Below are 18,727 nucleotides of genomic sequence, written 5' to 3'. Positions count from 1 at the left end.
CCTCGGATGAACGGTCAACGGCCAGGACTGGCCGTGACGAGCAGACTCGCCGCGACGAGGACGACGATGACGAGCACCGTTTCGGCGGCGACGGAATAGACGAAGGGGCGGACGGTGCCGCTCTGCCCGCGCAGCACGACGGCGAAGTCGAGCCGCCGGTTCACCCAGCCGCGGCTGCCCTGCGCGACCAGCAGCACCACGAGCAGCACCACGATCTTGACGAGCAGCGTGCGGCCGTAGTCGGTGCTGAACAGCTTGGCCACCGAGCCAAGCGTCTGCCACGTCAGCACCACCCCGGCGGCGATGATGAGCAGCACCGACCCCATGGCCAGCTTCGAGTAGCGCGGCAGAACGGCCGAGAGCTCGTCCGGCTTGCGACGCGAGAGCAGGCCGAACAGGAGCATCACCAGTCCGCCGAGCCACGCGCAGATGCCCAGCACGTGCAGGAAGTCGGCGATCTGCGCCAGCACCGGCCGCGCGCTTTCCGAGGCGTGGCCGGTCATTCCGGTGGTGCGCAACAGCCCGAAGCCGACCACGGCGAGCCCGGTGCGCCAGGCCGGCGAGCCGGCGGCGAACCGGCCGCGTTGCAGCAGTTGCGCGAGCACGACTCCGCCGAGCAGCCACAGCAACGTCCTGGCGAACCAGATCTGTCCGAAGTGGACGTCAAGCACCTGGGAAATCAGGTCCCAGTCAAGGAAGTCGCTCGGCGGTCGTTGCGCGATCCAGGCGCCCTCGAGACCGACGGCCGCGATCGTGCCGACGAACCCGAGCACCCAGCCGACGACGACGACCTTCCGCGCCCGGCCCTGGTCGGCGCCGCCTTTCCAAAGGAGAGCAAGGAAGAACAGGCCGCCGAGGAACAGCGTCATACCGAAGTAGTCGACCGCGCGGGCGACGATGTAGAGGGTTTTGGTCGGCGTCAGATCCATCAGCCACCGACTTTCGCGGGCACCAGCGCGGTAGGCGTGCTCAGCGGAGCCGTCGCCGTGGCATCCGTCGCGGTGGTACCCGTCGCGGTGGTACCCGTCGCGGTGGCATCCGGCGTAGCGCAGTAGCCGGTGATCGAGTACAGCAGCGTGTTGAGCGCGCCGGGGTTGCTTCCGTCCGGGCTCTGCGCGAGTCCGAGCGTTCCGGTGAGCGTGCCGACCACCGGCAGCGCGCCGACCACGGTGTTCGCGGTGTCGGCGAGTTGCTGCGCCGCGCCGGGAAGACACGTCGAAGGCAGGGCAGGGCTCGTCGGGTTGGTGGGTGCGATCGGCGTGCCGGGGTTTGTCGGGCTCACCGGCGTGGTCGAGCCCGAGCCCGGATCCGGGGTGGTCACCACAGGCACGGTGTCGCCGCCGGTCGCCGGCTCGCTGACGGAAACCGGGACGTCCGAGGGGATTTGGTTGCTGGGCAAGTCGTTGCCGGGCATGGTCATCGCCGGCACCGAGGCCTGCGGCAACTGCCCGTCCGGTACCGCGGTGCCCGGACTGGCCGCGGCCGGAGTGCCGGCCGCTTGCGCGTTCGTGGTGGTCGTCTTCAGCCCGAGCCCGGACGCGAATCCGACGATCACAACCACGCCGCCGACCAGCAGGGCCGCGACCAGGTGTTCACGACGTACCGAGAGTCCCACTGCCACCAGTCACTTCCTCGAATCACTCGGAACTGGGAAGAAATTGCCTGAGCGATAGGCCGTTTGGTCTATGCCGGCCGACGGGGGACGATCAGACCAGTTCCTGTGTTTCCGGCGTTTACCGCTTTGTGAAGCAGCGGTAAAGTGCCTCGCGCTTTAGATCCGAGGCCGCGGTGAGTGTTGACCGTTCGTCACCCGAACGAGTGAGAGATCGATCCGCTTTGGACCCTCGAACCGCTCGAATCCAGTCGTCGATAAGGCGACCGCGGTTCCGGCGGTGAGCAGCTGTTCATTCGTTCGTTACAACCTGCCCCTTGTCCGGCCGGCACTTCGCACTACTGTCCGAACGACCGGGAACGGCACCGAGTTCCCCATTTCCGGACGGAAGAAACGTTGTCGCGTAACCGAAATCTGCTGATCAGGGGCACTGCCCTCACCTTCGCGGTGGCCATTCTGCTGCTGGCCGGAATGCGGGCGGCCGACGCCCACAACGTCCTGGTTTCGGCGAACCCGGCCGCCGGCGCGGAGATTTCGAGCGGACCGTCCACAGTAGAGTTGACCTTCAACGAGCCCGTGGAGTCCGGTTTCAACGAACTCGTTGTGACCGGACCGGACAAGACGTCACACTGGGAGAACGGACCGACTACGGTCTCCGCGGAAAAAATCTTCGCACCGTTGCGCCCGCTCGGACCCGCCGGCGAGTACACGGTGGCGTACCACATCGTCTCCGAGGACGGCCATCCCGTTTCCGGCTCCTACACGTTCAAGCTGACCGTCGCCGGCACCGGCTCGCCCGCGCCCGTCGCGCAGGGGCAGGCCGCGGTCGCGGGCGCTCCCGCGACCGAGGGCGATTCGACCGTGCCGGTCTGGGTCTGGGTCGCCGGGGCGGTGGTACTGGTCGCCGCCGGAGTGGTCATCGCACGCCGCGTCGCGCGGTAGGTTCCGGAAGCAAGGCACTTGGGCGCACACCCCGGGGCCCGTACCCTGGGCTGATGCGAGTGGTCGTGATCGGCGGCGGGATACTGGGCCTCGCCGTGGCGTGGGAGCTGACCCGCCGCGGCAATGACGTAACGGTGCTGGAGAAGGAAAATCACTGGGCGGCGCACCAGACGGGTCACAATTCCAACGTCGTGCACGCGGGCCTGTACTACAAACCCGGCTCAGCCAAGGCGAGGATGTCCGTCGCGGGCAACAGGTCCATTGTGGACTTCGCGCGCGAGCACGGCGTCGGCGTACAGGTGTGCGGCAAGCTCGTGGTGGCCACCGAAGAAGCGGAGCTTCCCGCGCTGGGCGTGCTCGCCGAACGTGCGGAGGCCAACGGCGTCCCGGCGAAGCTGATCAGCCGCGAGGAAGCGCTTGAATACGAGCCCGAGGTGTCCTGTGTGCAAGCTCTGCGCGTCGACTCCACTGGCATCATCGACTTCCCCGGCATTTGCGCCGCGCTCGTCCGCCTGCTCACCGAGAAGGGCGCGGACCTCCGGCTCGGCACCGCCGCCCGCGGTATCCGCACCGGACAGGGTGGTGGCGTCGAGATCGCGACCGGCGAAGCCGTGCTCAAGGCCGACGCGCTGGTGAACTGCGCGGGCCTGCAATCCGATCGCGTCGCCGAACTCGCCGGGCTCTCCCCGCGTGCCCGTATCGTCCCGTTCCGCGGCGAGTACTACGAACTCCGCCCGGAACGCCGCCATCTCGTGCGCGGCCTGATCTACCCGGTGCCCGACCCGACGCTGCCGTTCCTCGGCGTCCACCTGACCCGCATGCTGGACGGGAGCGTGCACGCCGGACCCAACGCGGTGCTCGCCCTGCGCCGTGAGGGCTACCGCTGGCGCGACGTCTCCCCTGCCGACATCGCCGACGTGGCGCGCTTCCCCGGTTCCTGGAAACTCGCCCGCAAGTACGCGTACCCCACCGGCCTGGAAGAGATCCTGCGGTCACTGTCCAAACGCCGCTTCGCCGAAAGCCTCGCCCGGCTCGTGCCCGCCGTCGGCCCGGACGACATCGTGCGCCACGGCTCCGGCGTGCGCGCACAGGCGCTCTACCCCGACGGCTCGCTGGTCGACGACTTCCTCATCGAGACCGCACCGAACCAGGTACACGTGCTCAACGCGCCCTCCCCGGCCGCGACTTGCGCGCTGGAGATCGCCAAGCACGTCGTCAACGAGGTAGGTGCGTAGCCACGATCGGCGCCGCCTTGCGGGCGTAGTCGCAGGCCTTGGTGGGTTCGGTGAAGTTCTGGCTCGAGATGGCGACGAACGAGGTGTCCGAAAGCGACACCGCGAGGTTGCACATGACGTCGCCGAGGAGGCTCGGGTAATTGCCCCAGCTGACGCCACCGAACTGTTCCTGCGCGGTCGCCTGTTGGGAGAAGTACTCGCCGATGTTCAGATCCGTGCTGTAGAACAGCTGCACCGAATCGTCCAGCGAGGCGTCCGGATCCGGTGACCGCCACTCGCAGCTCGCCGGCACCCGCGCGCTGCGGTCCGCCGGTTTCGGCGTGCCGGGCCCGGCCAGTCCGAGCTGCGCGGCCTCGTCCGTGGTGAGCAGCGCGCACGGGTCCGTCGAGTCGGCCGGCGCGACCGTGACCCGCCCGGGTACCGGCTGCGCACTCCCGGTCACCGTCGTCGTGCACCCGGTCACCAGTCCGGCGACCACCAGCACCGCTGCTACCGCTCCGCCTCGCACGCCTGCCCCCTGAAGGTTTAACAACCCGGTTACCTGCACCGGTCTTCGTTTTCGCATGCCGAACCTAGCGTGTCAGTCATGACCAGATGAGGCAGCTGAACAAGGCGGTACCCACGGTGACGATGAGCAACCCGTTCGAAATCGCGCTCCCGGCGCAGACCGGCATCGGCGTGGTGGCGCCGTTCGACTTCGCGCTCGACCGCGAACTGTGGCGCTGGGTCCCCGACCAGGTCTGCCTGCACACCACCCGCCTGCCCTACCTGCCCGAGCCGGTGACGGTCCGGCTGGCACAGGCGCTAGGCGACGCACACGGCGTTCGCCGCGCCACTCGCGACGTGCTGGTCCCCGAGCCACTCGTGGTCGCCTACGCCTGCACCTCCGGCAGCTTCGTCCGCGGCGCGGCCGGAGAGCGCGCGCTGGTGCGGGACATGCTCGAAGCGGGCGCGCCCGCCGCGATCACCACCTCGGGCGCCCTGATCCGCGCCTGCGAACGGCTCGGCATCCGCCGCCTCGCCGTGATCACGCCCTACGTGGACGACGTGACCGATCGGTTGCTCGATTTCCTCGCCGAATACGGCATTTCCACCTCCGGCAGCCTCGGGCTCGGCAAGCTCGGCGACATCTGGAAGATGTCGTACCGCGAGGTACTCGCCGCGGTCAGCGGCGTGGACACCACCGGCGCCGATGCCCTGTTCGTGAGCTGCACGAACGTGCCGACCTACGATCTGGTCGCGCCGCTGGAGCAGCGGCTGGGCCTGCCGGTGCTGACCGCCAACCAGGTGACCATGTGGGCCGCGATGGAGGAGGCCGGGGTGCTGGTTCCCGAGGGGAGTTTCCCCGCCGCCCGCAAGATCGCCGAGGTCGCCTAGCGGGTCAGCGGAAACGCGCTGGTCGCACGGCATTGTTTTTCAAAGGGGCGGAGCCGCTTGCCGTGTGCACGCAACTCGCACCGCCGCGGGTTCTCAGCCGCCTTCTCGCGAGGACAGCGCCGACGTGGTGAATTGGCATTCATGAGGAGGCGATCCCGGAGTGAGAAGGTGGCTGAGGTTCCGCCACCTGCACCGCCACGCAAATCCTTGAACAGGTCTCCCTATACGCTGAGCGGGTCAAAACCGGCTCGTTCCTGGAGTACCGATGCACGACCCCCGCCTGCTGCTCGATCCCGCCACGGACGCGGCCGCCAAGCTGCGCCGCCGCGGGTATGTGCTCGACACCGACCGCCTCGGCAAGCTGGTGAGCAGGCGTTCCGAGGTCATCAGCCAGGGCGATCAGGCGCGCGCGCAGTCCAAAAAAGCGGCCTCCGACGTACAGGCCGCCGCGCGCCGCGGTGAGGACATCACCGGGCTGCGTGAGGAGGCCCGCCAGCTGAAGGTCCGCATCGGGGAGCTGGAGGAGGAGCAGCGCGAGGTCGAGACCGAGCTGAACGAGCTGCTGCTGGGCATCCCGAACCTGCCGCTGGACGAGCTGCCCGACGGCGCGACCGAGGAGTTCGCCGAGGAGGTCCGTAAATGGGGCACCCCGCCGGAGTTCGACTTCGAGCCGCTGGACCACGTCGACCTCGGTGAGCGCGCCGGGTTCCTCGACCTCGGCCGGGCCACCAAACTGTCCGGCCCGCGGTTCGCGGTGTTCAAGAACGCGGGCGCCCGGCTGGAGCGGGCGCTGGCCGCGTTCTTCCTCGACATCCACACCCGCGAGCACGGCTACACCGAGTTCTCGCTGCCCACCCTGGTCACGCGGCAGACGATGACCGGAACCGGCCAGCTGCCGAAGTTCGAGGAGGACCTGTTCCGCACCGGTGTCGCCGAGCGGGAGCTGTTCCTCATCCCGACAGCCGAAGTGCCGCTGGTGAACCTGCACGCGGGCGAGATACTCCCGCTCGAAGAGCTGCCGCTGCGCTACACCGCGCACACCCCGTGCTTCCGTTCCGAAGCCGGTTCCTACGGCAGGGACACCCGGGGTTTGATCCGCCAGCACGAGTTCTCGAAAGTGGAGCTCGTACAGTTCGTCGAGGCGGAGAAATCGCGGGAAGCGCTGGAAGAAATCCTCAGCCACGCCGAAACCCCGTTGCAGCGCCTCGGTCTCGCGTACCGCGTGATCAAACTTCCGGCCGGCGACATCGGTTTCTCCGCGCAGATCACCTACGACGTCGAGGTCTGGATGCCGAGCCAGCAGACCTATCGCGAGATTTCCAGCGCTTCGGACACCGGTGTTTTCCAAGCCAGGCGGGCGAATATCCGCGGCAAGGGCAAGGACGGCAAGCGCGGCGCGGTGGCCACGCTGAACGCCTCCGGCCTGCCCATCGGCCGCACGCTCGTCGCGCTGCTCGAACAGAACCAACAGGCGGACGGCTCGATCCGGATCCCGGAAGCGCTGGTGCCCTACACCGGATTCGAAAAGATAAACAAGGACGGCACGATTTCCTGACCCTCGCCTGAGTGACCCCGAACGTGTCAGTTTCACCGACCCCGGGAACCGGAATGTCTCTAGTGGACACTCCAGCAATACGGGGAAAGGAAACAGCCATGACCGGCACGCTTCGCCCGGAGGAACTGACCGAGAACGCCGTGGTCGACCCGGAGGGCAAGAAAATCGGCAAGGTCGGCACCGTGTATCTCGCCGACGACACCAGGAAGCCGGAGTGGGTGACCGTCAAGACCGGAATGTTCGGTCAGAAGGAAAGCTTCGTCCCGCTGCGCGGCGCCAGCCTCGAACAGGACGGCCTGCACGTGCAGGTGTCGAAGGACAAGGTTTCCGACGCACCGCGCACCGACGCCGGGCAGCATCTGTCCGAACAGGAGAGTGCGGCGCTCTACCAGTACTACGGTATGCCGTTGCCGCGTACTTCTGCGGAGAACCGCACGAACCGCGGCCAGGGCACGCAGCAGCCGGCGGGCACCCAGCAGGGCATGCGCGGCACCGAGTCCGCGCGCGGCCGTGAAGCGAATCGCGGTATGGATTCCGCGCAGCGCAAGGGAAACGCGGGCGAAAGCATGACGCGTTCGGAAGAACAGCTCAGGGTCGGCACCGAGCAGGTGGAGACCGGCAAGGTGCGCCTGCGCAAGTACACCGTCACCGAGGAGCAGCAGGTCACCGTTCCCGTCACGCACGAGGAAGTGCGCCTGGAGCGCGAGCCGATCACCGACGCCAGGCCCGGTGACGCGCGCATCCGCGACGAGGAGCAGGAGATGACCCTGCACGCCGAGCGACCCAAGGTGGAGAAGGAAACCGTCGCCAAGGAACGCGTCCGGCTGCGCAAGGACGAGGTCGCCGAGGAGCAGACCGTTTCCGGTCAGGTCCGCAAGGAGCAGATCGAGGTCGACGACAACCAGCGCGGCCGCCGCGAAGACCGCCGCTGAACCACCTCAGCCGCGGACGAACTCCGCGACGATCCGGCCCAGCTGCTCGCCGGCGTCCTCCTGCAGGAAATGACCGGCACCGGCAACGGTGGGATGGTCCAGGCCCTTGGCGCCTTTCATGGAGCGCTCGAGGACCGGGGCCATCCCGCCGGTGATCGGGTCCCCGTCGGAGAAGGCACACAGGAACGGCAGCTCCAGTGCGGAGAGCGCCGACCAGGCCCGGCGGTTCGCGTCGCTCGCCGGGTCGTCCGGGCTGATCGGCACCAGCCCCGGCATCGCCCGCGGACCTGCCTTGTACATCTCGTTCGGGAACGGCGCGTCGTAGGCGGCGCGCTCGGCCTCGGTCAGCTCGTTCCGGCAACCCGACTGCACGAGCCTGCCGATGTCGAGGATCTGCGCGTTCTCCACGGCCCGGCGGAACGCGTGCCAGACCTCGGGCATGTCGTGGTCGCCGCTGGGCAGCCCGGTGTTCGCCGCGACCACCCGCGCGAACCGGCCGGGGTTCTCCGCCACCAGGCGCAGTCCGATCAGCCCGCCCCAGTCCTGCCCCACCAGCGTCACCTCACGCAGGTCGAGCGCGTCGAACGCGAGGGCGCGCATCCACTCCACATGCCGGGCATAGGTGTGGTCGACGATGTCGGCGGGCTTGTCGGACCGGCCGAAACCGACCAGGTCGGGCGCGATGGCCCGGATACCGGCGTCGGCCAGCACCGGCAGCAGCTTGCGGTACAGGAACGACCAGCTCGGCTCGCCGTGCAGGAGCAGCACCACCGGCCCGTCGGCAGGGCCCGCCTCGACGTAGGCGATCCGGACGATGCCGTCTCTCGGGTTTTCGATGTCCGCGTACAGCGTCGGGAAGTCGAAGTCGGGCAGTCCGTCGAACCGGTCTTCCGGTGTCCTCAGCAGGCGCACACGGACAACCCTAGGAGATAGCCACCGCCACGACGAGCCCCAAGGCGAGGTGCGCGGCCGCGACCACGACGCTCACCGGCTGGAACTGCTCGTGCTCGATCGTGCGGCCGACGTCGATCCGGGTGGCCCATTCCAGCAGCCGCACGGCGATGACCTGCACGATGATGCCGAGCAGGCCGTACACCAGCGCGGTGATCAGCCCGGCGGTCAGGTCGCTGGCCGAGTTGAAGATCGCGACCACGATGATGAACGCCATCGACAGCAGCCCCGACGCGGTGATGATCACCGCGTTCGGCAGGCCGCGGTGCACCAGCCGGGACAGCTTGCCGGGCGTGGTGAGGTCGATCGCGTAGAAGCCGACGAACATGAGCAGCAGGCCGACGACGCCGTAGAGCAGGATCGCGCCGATGCCGTGCACGAGATCGGAACCGAACGTGTCGGGCAGCGCGAGGTTGGTGGTCACGGGGTCTCTCCCAGTCAGATCCGTTGTGAATGCGGAGGGTTTATCACGATTCCGGGATGCGATGGGGGACGAACGCGGCACCGTCGTCGGTCACCAGTCCCGCCGTCTCCCTGATGCCGAGCCCGGCCGACGCGTCGCCGACGATCCACGCGCCCAGCGCCGGGCGGAACCCGTCGAACTCGGGCAACGGATCGAACGCCTGGTAGACGAAGCCCTCTTCGCCATAGACGCCCGGGGTCTCGGTTTCGTACCCGGTGGCCACGATCTGCACGTTCGCGCCCTCACGGCCGAGCTTCGGCTTGCGCACGTACTCGGTGAGCAGGCCGGGGTCGTCGCTGAAGGCGGGCAGCAGGTTCGGGTGGCCGGGGTAGTTCTCCCACAGGATCGCCAGCAGCGTCTTGTTGGACAGCAGCATCTTCCACAGCGGCTCGATCCACAGCGTGCGCGGCAACGTCTCGACGGCGTTGCGGCCGAACTCCTCGTCCACCACCCATTCCCACGGGTAGAGCTTGACGACGGTGTTCATCGGCGCCTCTTCGAGATCGACGAACCGCTTGAGCAGCGGGTCCCAGCCGATCTCCTCGATCGCGAGGCCGACGGTGTCCAGCCCGGCCTCGGCCGCGGTCTCCTGCAGGTACGAGGTGGTGATGTGGTCCTCGCCGGTGGGGTCGGCACTGGACCAGGTGAAGTACAACTCGTTGCCGGGCAACAGATCGCGGACCTCGCCCCAGCGTTCGACCAGCTTCTCGTGCACCGAGTTCCACTGGTCGTCATCCGGGAAGACCTCGGTCTTCCAGTGCCACTGCAGCACCGACGCCTCCAGCAGCGAGGTCGGGGTGTCCGCGTTGTACTCCAGCAGTTTCGCCGGGCCGCTGCCGTCGTAGCGCAGATCGAACCGGCCGTAGACGTGCGGGTCACGGCGTTTCCATGACTCCGCGATGTGCGGCCAGACCCATTCCGGGATGCCGAACTCGCGGTACCGCTCGGTGAGCACGACGTTGTCGACGGCCTCCAGGCACATCGAATGCAACAGCTCCACGTCGGCCTCGAGGGAGAGGACCTCGTCCATCTCCAGCACGTAGTGCACCGACTCGTCCCAGTACGGGCGATCCTGACCGGAGCCGTAGCGGGCCGGGGTGCCGAAGACCAGTCCCTGCTCCTCGACGATCCGCTGCCAGTCCTTCCGCGGTGCGCTTTTCGCCCTCCGCACCTACGAGCCCCCGCTCTTGCCGCTGCTGCCGCTGCTGCTCTTGCCGCTGATGCCGAACCCGCCGCGCTGCACGGTCTTTCCCGAAGACGTCTTGACCGAGGTGTGGCTCGACGGCTTTTCATACGTGCCACCGGAAACCGGGCGGCCGATGGTGCCGGTGCCGCCGTAGTTGTAGCGGTACTGGCCGGCGCCGATGCCGTAGGGGATGATCCACAGCCCGGTGCCGGAGTCGTAATGCCCGCCGTGGCTGGCGATGTAGCTGTCGTCGCAGTACTCGTCGTCCTGCACCACGCCGTTCGCGTCGGTGCAGACCGCGCTGACCTCGTCCGGGCGCCCGACGATGTACCAGGCCGCGACGACGCCGACGAGCCCGACCGTGACCCCGCTGCCGATCAGCACCTTGCGGCGGGTGGCGGCCTTGCGCTCGGCCACCTCGTTGGCCTGCTGCCGCGCCTCGATCGCCTCGCGCTCTTCCTGCTCCGCCTTGCGGCGGGCCCGTTGCTCCGCGAGCGTCGGTTCGCGCGGGGTGGTCGTGTCCGGGTCCTGGAAGCGCATCGAGCCCCGCGCGGGCTGATCTTCCGGTGGCTGCTGGCCTTCCGGCGGGGTGTCTTCGGTCATCGAGCACACACTAGCTACCCGAGGGGTGTCCTGTGGCCGGGACGCGGGCATTATTGAGCGCGATGCTCGGACAAGGTTTGGCAACGAACACACTGCGCACCCGGCTGGTCATGGTGGGTGTCTTCGTCGGCGCGATCCTGGCCCTGTCGCTGAGCGTCGCCTTTTCGTGGGGCGGCGGCGTCGCCGGTGGCGGCGGTGTCGAGGAATCGCCCGAGGCCAAGGCCGCGTTCCACTCCGCCGCGGGTTCCTGCCTGAACTGGGCGCAGGCCGACGTTTCGGACATCCACGTCGTGCCCTGCGCGCAACCGCATCTGTACGAGGTCACCGGGGTCGTCAACATCGCCGACAAGTACCCGGCGGGCGTCCCGGCGCCGGCGGTGGACGAATGGCGCGACATCGCGATGGCGCGCTGCACCGACGGCGCGCAAGCCTACCTCGGCAAACAACTCGACCCGTACGGCAAGTTCACGGTCAGCGCGCTACGCCCCGGCAATTCCGAGTGGGCCGGCGGCGATCGCGACATGCGTTGCGTGCTCCAGTGGGCCGCGCCCGGCGGAGCGCTGCAGCCGATCACCGGCAACGCCGCCACGCAGTCGCAAGCGCCGGTGTGGGCACCGGGCACGTGCCTGGCGCTGGAGAACAAGACGGTCGGCAACCCGATCGACTGCGCACAGCCGCACGCCTACGAGATCGTCGCGACGCTCGACCTGAAGGACCATTTCAAGGACGACTACCCGTCGCAGAAGGATCAGGCGGCCTGGCTGGACACCGAATGCAACCGCGATGTGCAGGGTTACGCCGGCGGTGTCGACCTCGGCGAGCAGAAACTGATCCTGACCTGGGACCTGCGTGAGCAGGAAAGCTGGGACGCCGGCTCGACGCTGGTCAACTGCAAGGTCGGTGCGACGCTGCCGGACAAGAGCGGGCTCGCGCCGATCACCGGCAGCATCCGCCAGGCCGCACAGGACGCCCCGCCCGCGGATGGTCAGTCCTCGCAGGCAAACCCGCCGAGTTCGGCAGGCGGCGGTTAGTCCGATGCCGGTGGAAATGTCGGAGGCGCGGTTCGAAGAACTGGTCGCCGAAGCGCTGGACGCGGTGCCGGCGGAGTTCGCCAAGGCGATGGACAACGTCGTCGTCCTGGTCGAGGACCACAACGAGGAGGCGCCCGGCATCCTCGGCCTCTACCACGGCGTGGCGCTGACCAGGCGCACGTCGAACTACGGCGGGGTGCTGCCGGACCGGATCTCGATCTACCGGCGCCCGATCCTGCGGATCTGCGAGACCGAGGAGCAGGTGACCGAGGAGGTCCTGATCACGGTGGTGCACGAGATCGCGCACCACTTCGGCATCGACGACGCCCGCCTGCACGAGCTGGGCTGGGGCTAGTCCGCAGGTAACGGCACGGCCGCGAAGCTGGCTCAAGCGGTCCCGAAAGTGCTGGAATGTCCCATGCGGCTCGAACGCGAGCGGGACACCGAGCCGGCGCGAGCGCGCCGCCCCCTGGTGCTGACCGGTGTCGCGGGGTTCGCCGTCGGCGCCTTGGTGATCGGTCTGCTGTGGACGGTTTCCGGCATCGGCAACGATCCGGCGCAGGACGCACGAGCAGCCTGCGCCGCGTTGGATCGGGCCGGTCCGCTGCCGACCGGCTACGTCAGCCAGGCCACGCTCGCGCCCGGCGTGATCCAGCACATCACCGCGGCCAGGGAACTCTCCGCGGCCGCGGCCGCGGAGAGCCCGATCTACGAGGACCTGGCCAATCATCTGGACGGAGTGAGCCGGATGGTGATCAGCCTGAACTTCGCCGATCCCAGCGGGCAGAACCACCTGGTGCGGGCACGCCAAGCGTGCGCCCACGTCTGATCAGGCCCCGCCGGAACCCTTCTCGATGGTCTTCACGGTGAGCTGGTTGCCCGGGATCTTGTCGCTCCCGCAACCGGTTCCGGGCAGGTCGATGTACATCGACGCGGTTTCCTGCGGCGGGTACACGCGCAGCCCGCGCACCGGCTGCGGCTGGCAGGTCACGGTGTCGTAGTTCTGCACGTTGACGAAGCCGACCGACGCGTACGCGGTGTCGCCCTTGGCCAGGGTGATCGCCGGGCCCTTGGCCCCGTCCCGGTAGGCCGCCGGGCCGACCTGGTGACCGTCGGCACCGCCGACGTACGAGACACCGGGGAAGCCCTGGATCACGCAGGAGTGGCTGCTGACGTTGGTGAAGATCAGCGGCCGGTAGACCGTGCCCGCGGCGGCGTCCCCCTGGCCGACGGAGAGCTTCAGGTCGGCCGCCTTGCACATACCGTTGTCGCTCGTCTGGTCCGGCGTGGTCGCCGGGGCCGGGTTGACGGCAGCCGGTGCCGAAGTCGGCGTCTCGGTGGGGCTCGCCGCCGTCGTGCTCGCCGGGGTGGTCGTGGGCTGCGGTTGCGCGTTGTTCGTACCCTGGCCGCAGGCCGAGACGGCCGCGGCGAGCGCTGCTGCGGTGGCCACCAGCCCGACCTGGGAAATCCTCACTCGCACCATGTCTGTTTCGCCTCCCTGTGCTGTTTGAGCACTACCCGGAGGACGTCCGGTCCACGTGCCGGGTTGTGTGGCGTATGCAAACTTGTTACCACTCGACGCCGCACACGGTGAAACTACAACAACAGGTGTTCAACGGCCTGTTCTCAGGCAGGCTGCCCCACCCAGCTCAGGCAATGCCAGCCCGCACCGGGCACGGTCTCGAGTTCGACGATTCCGGTGTTGGGAATCAGCCCCTGGTCGGCGAGCTCGGGACGGACGTTGTCGCACAGCCATTCCGCGGCCAGCCGGATGGCTCCGCCGTGGCTCACCAGCGCGATCGCGCCTTCGGCGTCGGCGGGTTCGTGCTTGATGCGCAGCTCCTCGACGGCCGTGGTGAACCGGGCGCGCACCTGTTCCCCGGTCTCGCCGCCGGGCATGGCCACGCTGAGATCGCCCCGCGTCCACGGGCGAACGGTGTTCGCATAGGCGGTCAGCGCCTCCCGGTCTCCGCGACCTTCGAGGTCACCGACCTGCACCTCGTGCACGCCCTCGATCGCCTGCACGGTGGTGGCGAGCGCGTTCGCGAGCGGGGTGGCCGTCTGCTGTGCACGGATTGCATACGATGCGTATACAGCCGCTATGCGCTCCGTGGACAGCTTTTCCGCAAGCGTTTGCGCCTGCTGTTGTCCCAGCTCGGTGAGGGGTGGGCCGGGCAGCGCGGTGTCCAGGATCTTCCGCGTGTTCGCTTCACTCTCGGCGTGCCGGATCAGGTACAGCTTCACGCGAGTTCTCCCTTGCGGACGGCAGCGACCCAGGCCGCGGCGTCGGTGAAATCGTGGTTGTCGGCCTGCGGTTCGATGGTCGCCCGCACCCCGTCGGCGCGAGGGTGCGAGCCGAGGAACCGGACATTGCGGCACCGGCGGCGCAACGCGGCGAGCGCGTCCCCGATCCGCGGTTCCGCGACGTGACCTTCGAAGTCGATGAAGAACCGGTACTCGCCGAAGTTGCCCTTCGACGGGCGGGCGTCGAGCCGGGTCAGGTTGATGCCGCGGCCTGCCAGCTCGGCCAGCAACTCGGCCAGCGCGCCGGTGCGGTTCGCCGCCGCCGCGACGACCGACGTGCGATCCGCGCCCGTCGGCTCCGGCAGCGGGTGCTCAGGCTTGCGCACCAACAAAAACCGGGTGCGCGCATCGCGTACATCGGCCACTTCGGTCGCCAGCACCTTGAGCGGGTAGTGCTCCACCGCGACCGGTGCGGTGACCGCCGCGTCGTACTCTCCGGCCCGCACCGCGACCGCGGCGGCAGCCGTCGACGACGTGACCACCGGCCGCGCCTCCGGCAGGTGCTCCTCCACCCACAGCCGCACCTGCGCCAGCGCGTGCGGATGGCTCGCGACGGTCCGGATCCGCTCGGTGTCCGGCCGGGTCAGCACGCTGAAGTGCACCGGGAGCAATGCCTCGGCGAACGCGATCAGCGGCTCCTGCTCGGCGAGCCCGTCGAGGGTCGCCGGCACCACTCCTTCGACCGAATTTTCGACCGGCACACAGGCGCCGTCGGTACTGCCCGCGCGCACCGCGGCCAAGGCCTGCGGAATGGTCTCGAACGGGATCAGTTCGTCGTCGGGGGCCAGCATTCGGCCCGCCTGCTCGGTAAACGTTCCTTCGGGGCCGAAATATGCGATCCTTGCCACGCCGCCAGGTTACGCACCGGCAAAAACACTGCTCTGTTCAGGCATTGCGGCGACACACCGGTTACATGGCGTGCCTTTTTTTGGCATGGTGTAGACGTGACCGCCGAATCGGGCACGCACGCCACCCGAGCAGGAACCGACGATCAGGTCTCGCCGCACACCCCGTCTCTTGTGCTGTGCGCCATCGACGAACCACTCGCCAAGGCCTGGCAGGCCGTTGTGGACAGTGTGGACGGTGCCGCACGGGTGCATCACGGTTCGGTGCTGGACGTCGCTGCCGACGCGATCGTCAGCCCGGCGAACTCCTTCGGCTGGATGCGCGGCGGGATAGACGCCGTGTACGCGCGCGCTTTTCCCGGCGTCGAGCAGAACGTGCGCAGTGCCGTACTGGCTCTGCACGGTGGCGAACTCCCGATCGGCGAAACGGTGGTCGTGCCCACCGGCGAGCCGGTGCCGGCGTGGTTGATCAGCGCGCCGACGATGCGCGAGCCAGGGGAACGGCTGCCGGTGGACACCGTGCACCCCTACCTCGCCGCGCGCGCGGTGTTCCTGCGGTGGCGGGACGGGAAACTGGACGACGGAGTCGAAATCCGCCGCGTGGTCGACACGATCGCGATGCCCGGCCTCGGCACCGGAATCGGCGGCGTGAGCCCGCAGACCTGCGCCCGCCAGGTCGCGGCCGCGTGGACCGAGGTCTTCGGAACCCGGTGACGCGGCACTCGCCGTGATCACGTCCGGCCTGTTCAACGCCCGGTTCCGCACCGGCGTGTACTAAGTCACAGCGCGTTTACCGCCGGTAAGACCTACCGTTGATTGAGCACAGCAGTGAATCGACGCCAGCCCACCGACGGGCAAGGAGAGTGGGAATGCCACGGGTCCGTGAGCTCAGCCCCTACGTCGAGCTTCACCGAGAACAATGGCGGGATCTTCGCCGGAGCACCCCGCTGCCGTTGACTTCCGCCGAACTGCTGCGGCTGCGCGGACTCGGCGAACAGGTCGACATGACCGAGGTGGCGGAGGTCTACCTGCCACTGTCCCGGTTGATCAACCTCCAGGTCGCGGCCAGACAACGGTTGTACGAGGCGACCACGACGTTCCTCGGCGAGGACTGCCGCGGGACGAAGGTGCCCTTCATCATCGGCATCGCCGGCAGCGTCGCGGTGGGCAAATCCACCACGGCACGGCTCCTGCGCACATTGCTCGCCCGCTGGCCCGACCATCCGCGCGTCGATCTCGTGACCACGGACGGCTTCCTGTACCCGCGTGACGAGCTGATGCGCCGCGGCATCATGCACCGCAAGGGTTTTCCGGAAAGCTACGACCGCCGTGCGCTGCTGCGGTTCGTCACCGAGGTGAAGTCGGGCGCCGACGAGGTCAGCGCGCCGGTGTACTCGCACCTGGCCTACGACATCGTGCCGGGCGAGGAGCAGGTGGTGCGCAGGCCGGACATCCTGATCATCGAGGGCCTGAACGTTCTGCAGCCCGGCCCACGGCTGACGGTGTCGGACCTGTTCGACTTCTCGATCTACGTGGACGCGCACACCGCGGACATCGAACACTGGTACATCGAGCGGTTCCTGAAGCTGCGCCAGACGGCGTTCGCCGACCCCGCCTCGCACTTCCATCACTTCGCCGGCCTGCCCGACGACGAGGCCCGTGACGAGGCCAGGCACCTGTGGCGCACCATCAACGAGCCCAACCTGATCGACAACATCCGGCCGACCCGGCCACGGGCCACGCTCGTGCTGCGCAAGGACGCGGACCATTCGATCAACCGGGTCCGCCTGCGCAAGCTGTAGCGCACTGCTTCGAACGGACGCACGCCACTACTCCGGTGGCGTGCGTCCTCGCGGGCAGTAGGCGACCGGCTCGGCCGATCGGCTGATGGCGCCTACGCGGCAGTAACCGGTTGGCCGATACCGGCGGGGCACCGCCGACCGCACCCTGGTGACTAGGAAATGCAGCTCGACCAGGGAGGAGGCCCACCGATGTTCGAGACCATCCTCACCTGGGCCGGTGCACTGCTCGGAATCGTGGTTCTGCTGGCGATGGCGGTTGGCGCCTTCGTCGTCGACTTCGACGACGCGCTCGCCGACCGCCGGAAGAAGGCCGTCGAAGGGACGACCGTCCCGTAACGGATCAGTTCAGCTCGTCCAGGGCCTGCACGTAGTCGTCCACGTCGAACTCCAGGCCGTTGGCCTCGTTGGTTTCCAGCCGGGCTTCCAGCGTGGCGGCGAGCTCGTCCAGGATCTCGGTGCGGGGCATACCCTTGGCGAGCAGCCGCTGCGCCGCGGCCCAGACCTCGGGCGGCTCGTTGTCCCACAGCTGGTCGACGACCGAGGTGTGCGCGGCGACCGAGAGGAACGCGTCCTCGTCCAGGTCGTCCTCGGCGAGAGACTCCTGGAAGTCTGGGTGCTCGCCGATGACGAGCAGCCGGCGCTGTTCCGGGTCGGCGGGGTCGAGTTCCACCTCTTCGTCGGCGATCTCGGTGTACACCGAGGGAATCGCGAACTGACGGCGTTCCAGCAGTTCCGCCACGGCCTCTTCGTCCAGGCCCTCGAAACCGTCCAGATATGAGTCCACAGTGGACTCTGTCTCCAGCGCCCGCTCGTACAGCCTGTCCTCGACCGCCTCCAGCAGCGGTTCGACCGCGTCCTCGGGCAGGCCGTCGCGCCGCGCGCCCCAGCGGGCCCACGCGGGCAGCACGGCTTCCAGCGCCTCGTCCTGCTCCTCGGTGAGCTCGACGGCGCCGTCGTCCACGAAGTCCACAAAGGACGCGAGCTTGTCCGGGCCGACGCGCAGCGGGCGGCGCGGGTCGTGCTCGCAGCCGAACTCGATGATGCGCAGGGCACAGACCCGCGCGGCCTCGGTGTCGGCCAGGTCGGGCGAGGCGAGGAAGAACTCGTCGATCGCCTCGGCCTGCTCCTCGGTGGTCATGATCCTCGGCTCGTCGACCGGTTCCGGCTGCGGCAGCGCCCGGGTCCGCGCCATCGCCAGCGCACGGAAGCGCACGTAGTCGTCGGTGACCTCGGGCTCGTCCTGCAGCTCGGTGCCGACGAAGGCGTCCGCGAGCAACTGGTGCGCGCGGCCCGCCGTGATCTGCTCACAGGTGACCAGGTCACCGCCCTCGCTGGCCTGCGAGTGCATCTCGGCGACGACCTCGTCCGGCGATTCGACGATGACCGCCTCGTCGACCCAGCCGCCGAAGACCGCGTAGCCGATCGACACGAGCAGCCCGTGGGCCTGCTCCCCTTCGCCGAACACGCACAGCACGGAGGACTCGTCGCCGTAGATATCGGCCGTGCGCCAGCACTCGCCGACCGCCACGCCGTACAGCAGCCCAGCCCAGGCGGGCTCGGGCAGCCCCAGCTTCTCCAGCGCCAGGCCGGCGGCCTCGCGCTGCTCCTCCGACGTGGCCAGCACGCGCAGCGCCGCCAGCGGGCCCACCAGGCGCTCGGGCTCGGGCGCATGGGCGGCGAACTCGATGAGCTCGGCGGCGAGGTCGTCCCCGGCCTCCCACCATTCGCCGAGGATCTCGGAGGTGACGAGTTCGACCCGCAGCGGATCAGCGTCCGACTCCAGCGCGGCGAACTCGCGAAGGACCTCCTCGAGCAGTCCGTTCACGCTCTCGGTGTCGTCTTCGGGCTCGTGCTGGGAAAGCTCGGTCATGAAGCACATATTCGCACCG

22 protein-coding genes are annotated in these 18,727 nt (G+C 68.6%); 11 read left to right on the top strand and 11 right to left on the bottom strand.

Translation table 11 applies throughout. The features are described 5' to 3' along the window. Positions 1–14 precede the first annotated feature (14 nt). Together VHD82_RS30425 and VHD82_RS30420 are read right to left on the bottom strand one after the other, a co-directional pair. Entirely contained in the window at positions 15–929 is a 915-nt protein-coding gene (locus tag VHD82_RS30425) for a copper resistance D family protein (RefSeq protein WP_325711835.1), read from the bottom strand. Then, complete coding sequence (locus VHD82_RS30420) at positions 929–1,621, bottom strand: hypothetical protein (protein WP_325711832.1); 693 nt, start codon at positions 1,619–1,621, stop codon at positions 929–931. The genes VHD82_RS30425 and VHD82_RS30420 overlap by 1 nt, the downstream gene beginning before the upstream one ends. Positions 1,622–2,008: 387 nt before the next feature. Here VHD82_RS30420 and VHD82_RS30415 point away from each other — a divergent pair, with 387 nt between their 5' ends. After that, positions 2,009–2,554 (top strand): copper resistance CopC family protein, encoded by a 546-nt coding sequence (locus tag VHD82_RS30415; RefSeq protein ID WP_325711830.1) that lies wholly within the window; start codon positions 2,009–2,011, stop codon positions 2,552–2,554. Between the two features lie 50 nt (positions 2,555–2,604). Then, positions 2,605–3,789, top strand: coding sequence for an L-2-hydroxyglutarate oxidase (gene lhgO / locus VHD82_RS30410; RefSeq protein WP_325711918.1), 1,185 nt, complete (start codon positions 2,605–2,607; stop codon positions 3,787–3,789). Here lhgO and VHD82_RS30405 read toward each other — a convergent pair. Continuing rightward, entirely contained in the window at positions 3,770–4,297 is a 528-nt protein-coding gene (locus tag VHD82_RS30405; RefSeq protein WP_325711828.1) for a DUF3558 family protein, read from the bottom strand. The two genes, lhgO and VHD82_RS30405, sit on opposite strands and share 20 nt — an antisense overlap. A gap of 122 nt (positions 4,298–4,419) precedes the next feature. Between VHD82_RS30405 and VHD82_RS30400 the strand changes: the two genes are divergently transcribed. The 3 genes from VHD82_RS30400 to VHD82_RS30390 all read left to right on the top strand — a co-directional run bounded on the left by VHD82_RS30400 (position 4,420) and on the right by VHD82_RS30390 (position 7,653). Then, on the top strand, positions 4,420–5,166 hold the full coding sequence (locus tag VHD82_RS30400; RefSeq protein WP_325711915.1) for an Asp/Glu/hydantoin racemase: 747 nt from the start codon (positions 4,420–4,422) through the stop codon (positions 5,164–5,166). 265 nt (positions 5,167–5,431) lie between these two features. After that, positions 5,432–6,721: a serine--tRNA ligase gene (serS, locus tag VHD82_RS30395; protein ID WP_325711825.1), complete on the top strand. Its 1,290-nt coding sequence runs from the start codon at positions 5,432–5,434 to the stop codon at positions 6,719–6,721. Positions 6,722–6,819: 98 nt separating this feature from the next. Further along, positions 6,820–7,653, top strand: coding sequence for a PRC and DUF2382 domain-containing protein (locus VHD82_RS30390; RefSeq protein WP_325711823.1), 834 nt, complete (start codon positions 6,820–6,822; stop codon positions 7,651–7,653). Between the two features lie 6 nt (positions 7,654–7,659). Here VHD82_RS30390 and VHD82_RS30385 read toward each other — a convergent pair whose 3' ends face one another. The 4 genes from VHD82_RS30385 to VHD82_RS30370 are packed head-to-tail and all read right to left on the bottom strand — an operon-like array spanning position 7,660 to position 10,856. After that, on the bottom strand, positions 7,660–8,565 hold the full coding sequence (locus VHD82_RS30385; RefSeq protein ID WP_325711820.1) for a haloalkane dehalogenase: 906 nt from the start codon (positions 8,563–8,565) through the stop codon (positions 7,660–7,662). Positions 8,566–8,575: 10 nt separating this feature from the next. Then, on the bottom strand, positions 8,576–9,028 hold the full coding sequence (locus VHD82_RS30380) for a DUF350 domain-containing protein (protein WP_325711817.1): 453 nt from the start codon (positions 9,026–9,028) through the stop codon (positions 8,576–8,578). 43 nt (positions 9,029–9,071) lie between these two features. Further along, a complete protein-coding gene (locus VHD82_RS30375; RefSeq protein WP_325711815.1) occupies positions 9,072–10,238 on the bottom strand; it encodes a glutathionylspermidine synthase family protein in 1,167 nt (388 codons plus the stop codon). After that, entirely contained in the window at positions 10,239–10,856 is a 618-nt protein-coding gene (locus tag VHD82_RS30370) for a hypothetical protein (RefSeq protein ID WP_325711812.1), read from the bottom strand. Between the two features lie 77 nt (positions 10,857–10,933). Between VHD82_RS30370 and VHD82_RS30365 the strand changes: the two genes are divergently transcribed. The 3 genes from VHD82_RS30365 (at position 10,934) to VHD82_RS30355 (ending at position 12,716) form a co-directional block, all read left to right on the top strand. Further along, the gene (locus tag VHD82_RS30365) at positions 10,934–11,887 is read left to right on the top strand and encodes a septum formation family protein (RefSeq protein WP_325711809.1); all 954 of its coding nucleotides are present in this window, start codon (positions 10,934–10,936) and stop codon (positions 11,885–11,887) included. 4 nt (positions 11,888–11,891) lie between these two features. Continuing rightward, entirely contained in the window at positions 11,892–12,242 is a 351-nt protein-coding gene (locus VHD82_RS30360) for a metallopeptidase family protein (protein WP_325711807.1), read from the top strand. A 63-nt stretch (positions 12,243–12,305) separates the two neighbouring features. After that, entirely contained in the window at positions 12,306–12,716 is a 411-nt protein-coding gene (locus VHD82_RS30355; protein ID WP_325711804.1) for a hypothetical protein, read from the top strand. Here the strand turns inward: VHD82_RS30355 and VHD82_RS30350 are convergent, their stop codons facing one another. The 3 genes from VHD82_RS30350 to pheA form a co-directional block, all read right to left on the bottom strand. After that, positions 12,717–13,370: a DUF4232 domain-containing protein gene (locus VHD82_RS30350; RefSeq protein WP_325711801.1), complete on the bottom strand. Its 654-nt coding sequence runs from the start codon at positions 13,368–13,370 to the stop codon at positions 12,717–12,719. A gap of 143 nt (positions 13,371–13,513) precedes the next feature. Then, positions 13,514–14,131 carry a histidine phosphatase family protein gene (locus VHD82_RS30345; protein WP_325711798.1) on the bottom strand — a complete coding sequence of 206 codons (618 nt, stop codon included), beginning with the start codon at positions 14,129–14,131 and terminating at the stop codon, positions 13,514–13,516. After that, complete coding sequence (gene pheA / locus VHD82_RS30340) at positions 14,128–15,039, bottom strand: prephenate dehydratase (RefSeq protein WP_325711795.1); 912 nt, start codon at positions 15,037–15,039, stop codon at positions 14,128–14,130. Before pheA ends, VHD82_RS30345 begins: the two co-directional genes overlap by 4 nt. Positions 15,040–15,135: 96 nt before the next feature. Here pheA and VHD82_RS30335 point away from each other — a divergent pair, with 96 nt between their 5' ends. The 3 genes from VHD82_RS30335 to VHD82_RS30325 all read left to right on the top strand — a co-directional run bounded on the left by VHD82_RS30335 (position 15,136) and on the right by VHD82_RS30325 (position 17,174). Continuing rightward, positions 15,136–15,750, top strand: a complete 615-nt coding sequence (locus VHD82_RS30335) for a macro domain-containing protein (protein WP_325711792.1) — start codon at positions 15,136–15,138, stop codon at positions 15,748–15,750. A 155-nt stretch (positions 15,751–15,905) separates the two neighbouring features. After that, complete coding sequence (gene coaA, locus VHD82_RS30330) at positions 15,906–16,838, top strand: type I pantothenate kinase (protein WP_325711789.1); 933 nt, start codon at positions 15,906–15,908, stop codon at positions 16,836–16,838. Between the two features lie 189 nt (positions 16,839–17,027). After that, on the top strand, positions 17,028–17,174 hold the full coding sequence (locus tag VHD82_RS30325) for a hypothetical protein (protein ID WP_325711786.1): 147 nt from the start codon (positions 17,028–17,030) through the stop codon (positions 17,172–17,174). 4 nt (positions 17,175–17,178) lie between these two features. Here VHD82_RS30325 and VHD82_RS30320 read toward each other — a convergent pair whose 3' ends face one another. Continuing rightward, on the bottom strand, positions 17,179–18,708 hold the full coding sequence (locus VHD82_RS30320; RefSeq protein ID WP_325711783.1) for a hypothetical protein: 1,530 nt from the start codon (positions 18,706–18,708) through the stop codon (positions 17,179–17,181). Positions 18,709–18,727 lie beyond the last annotated feature (19 nt).

The sequence above is a fragment of the Amycolatopsis sp. genome, from assembly GCF_035546795.1.
Lineage (GTDB): Bacteria > Actinomycetota > Actinomycetes > Mycobacteriales > Pseudonocardiaceae > Amycolatopsis_E.
This window is presented reverse-complemented; position numbering and strand designations above follow the sequence as displayed.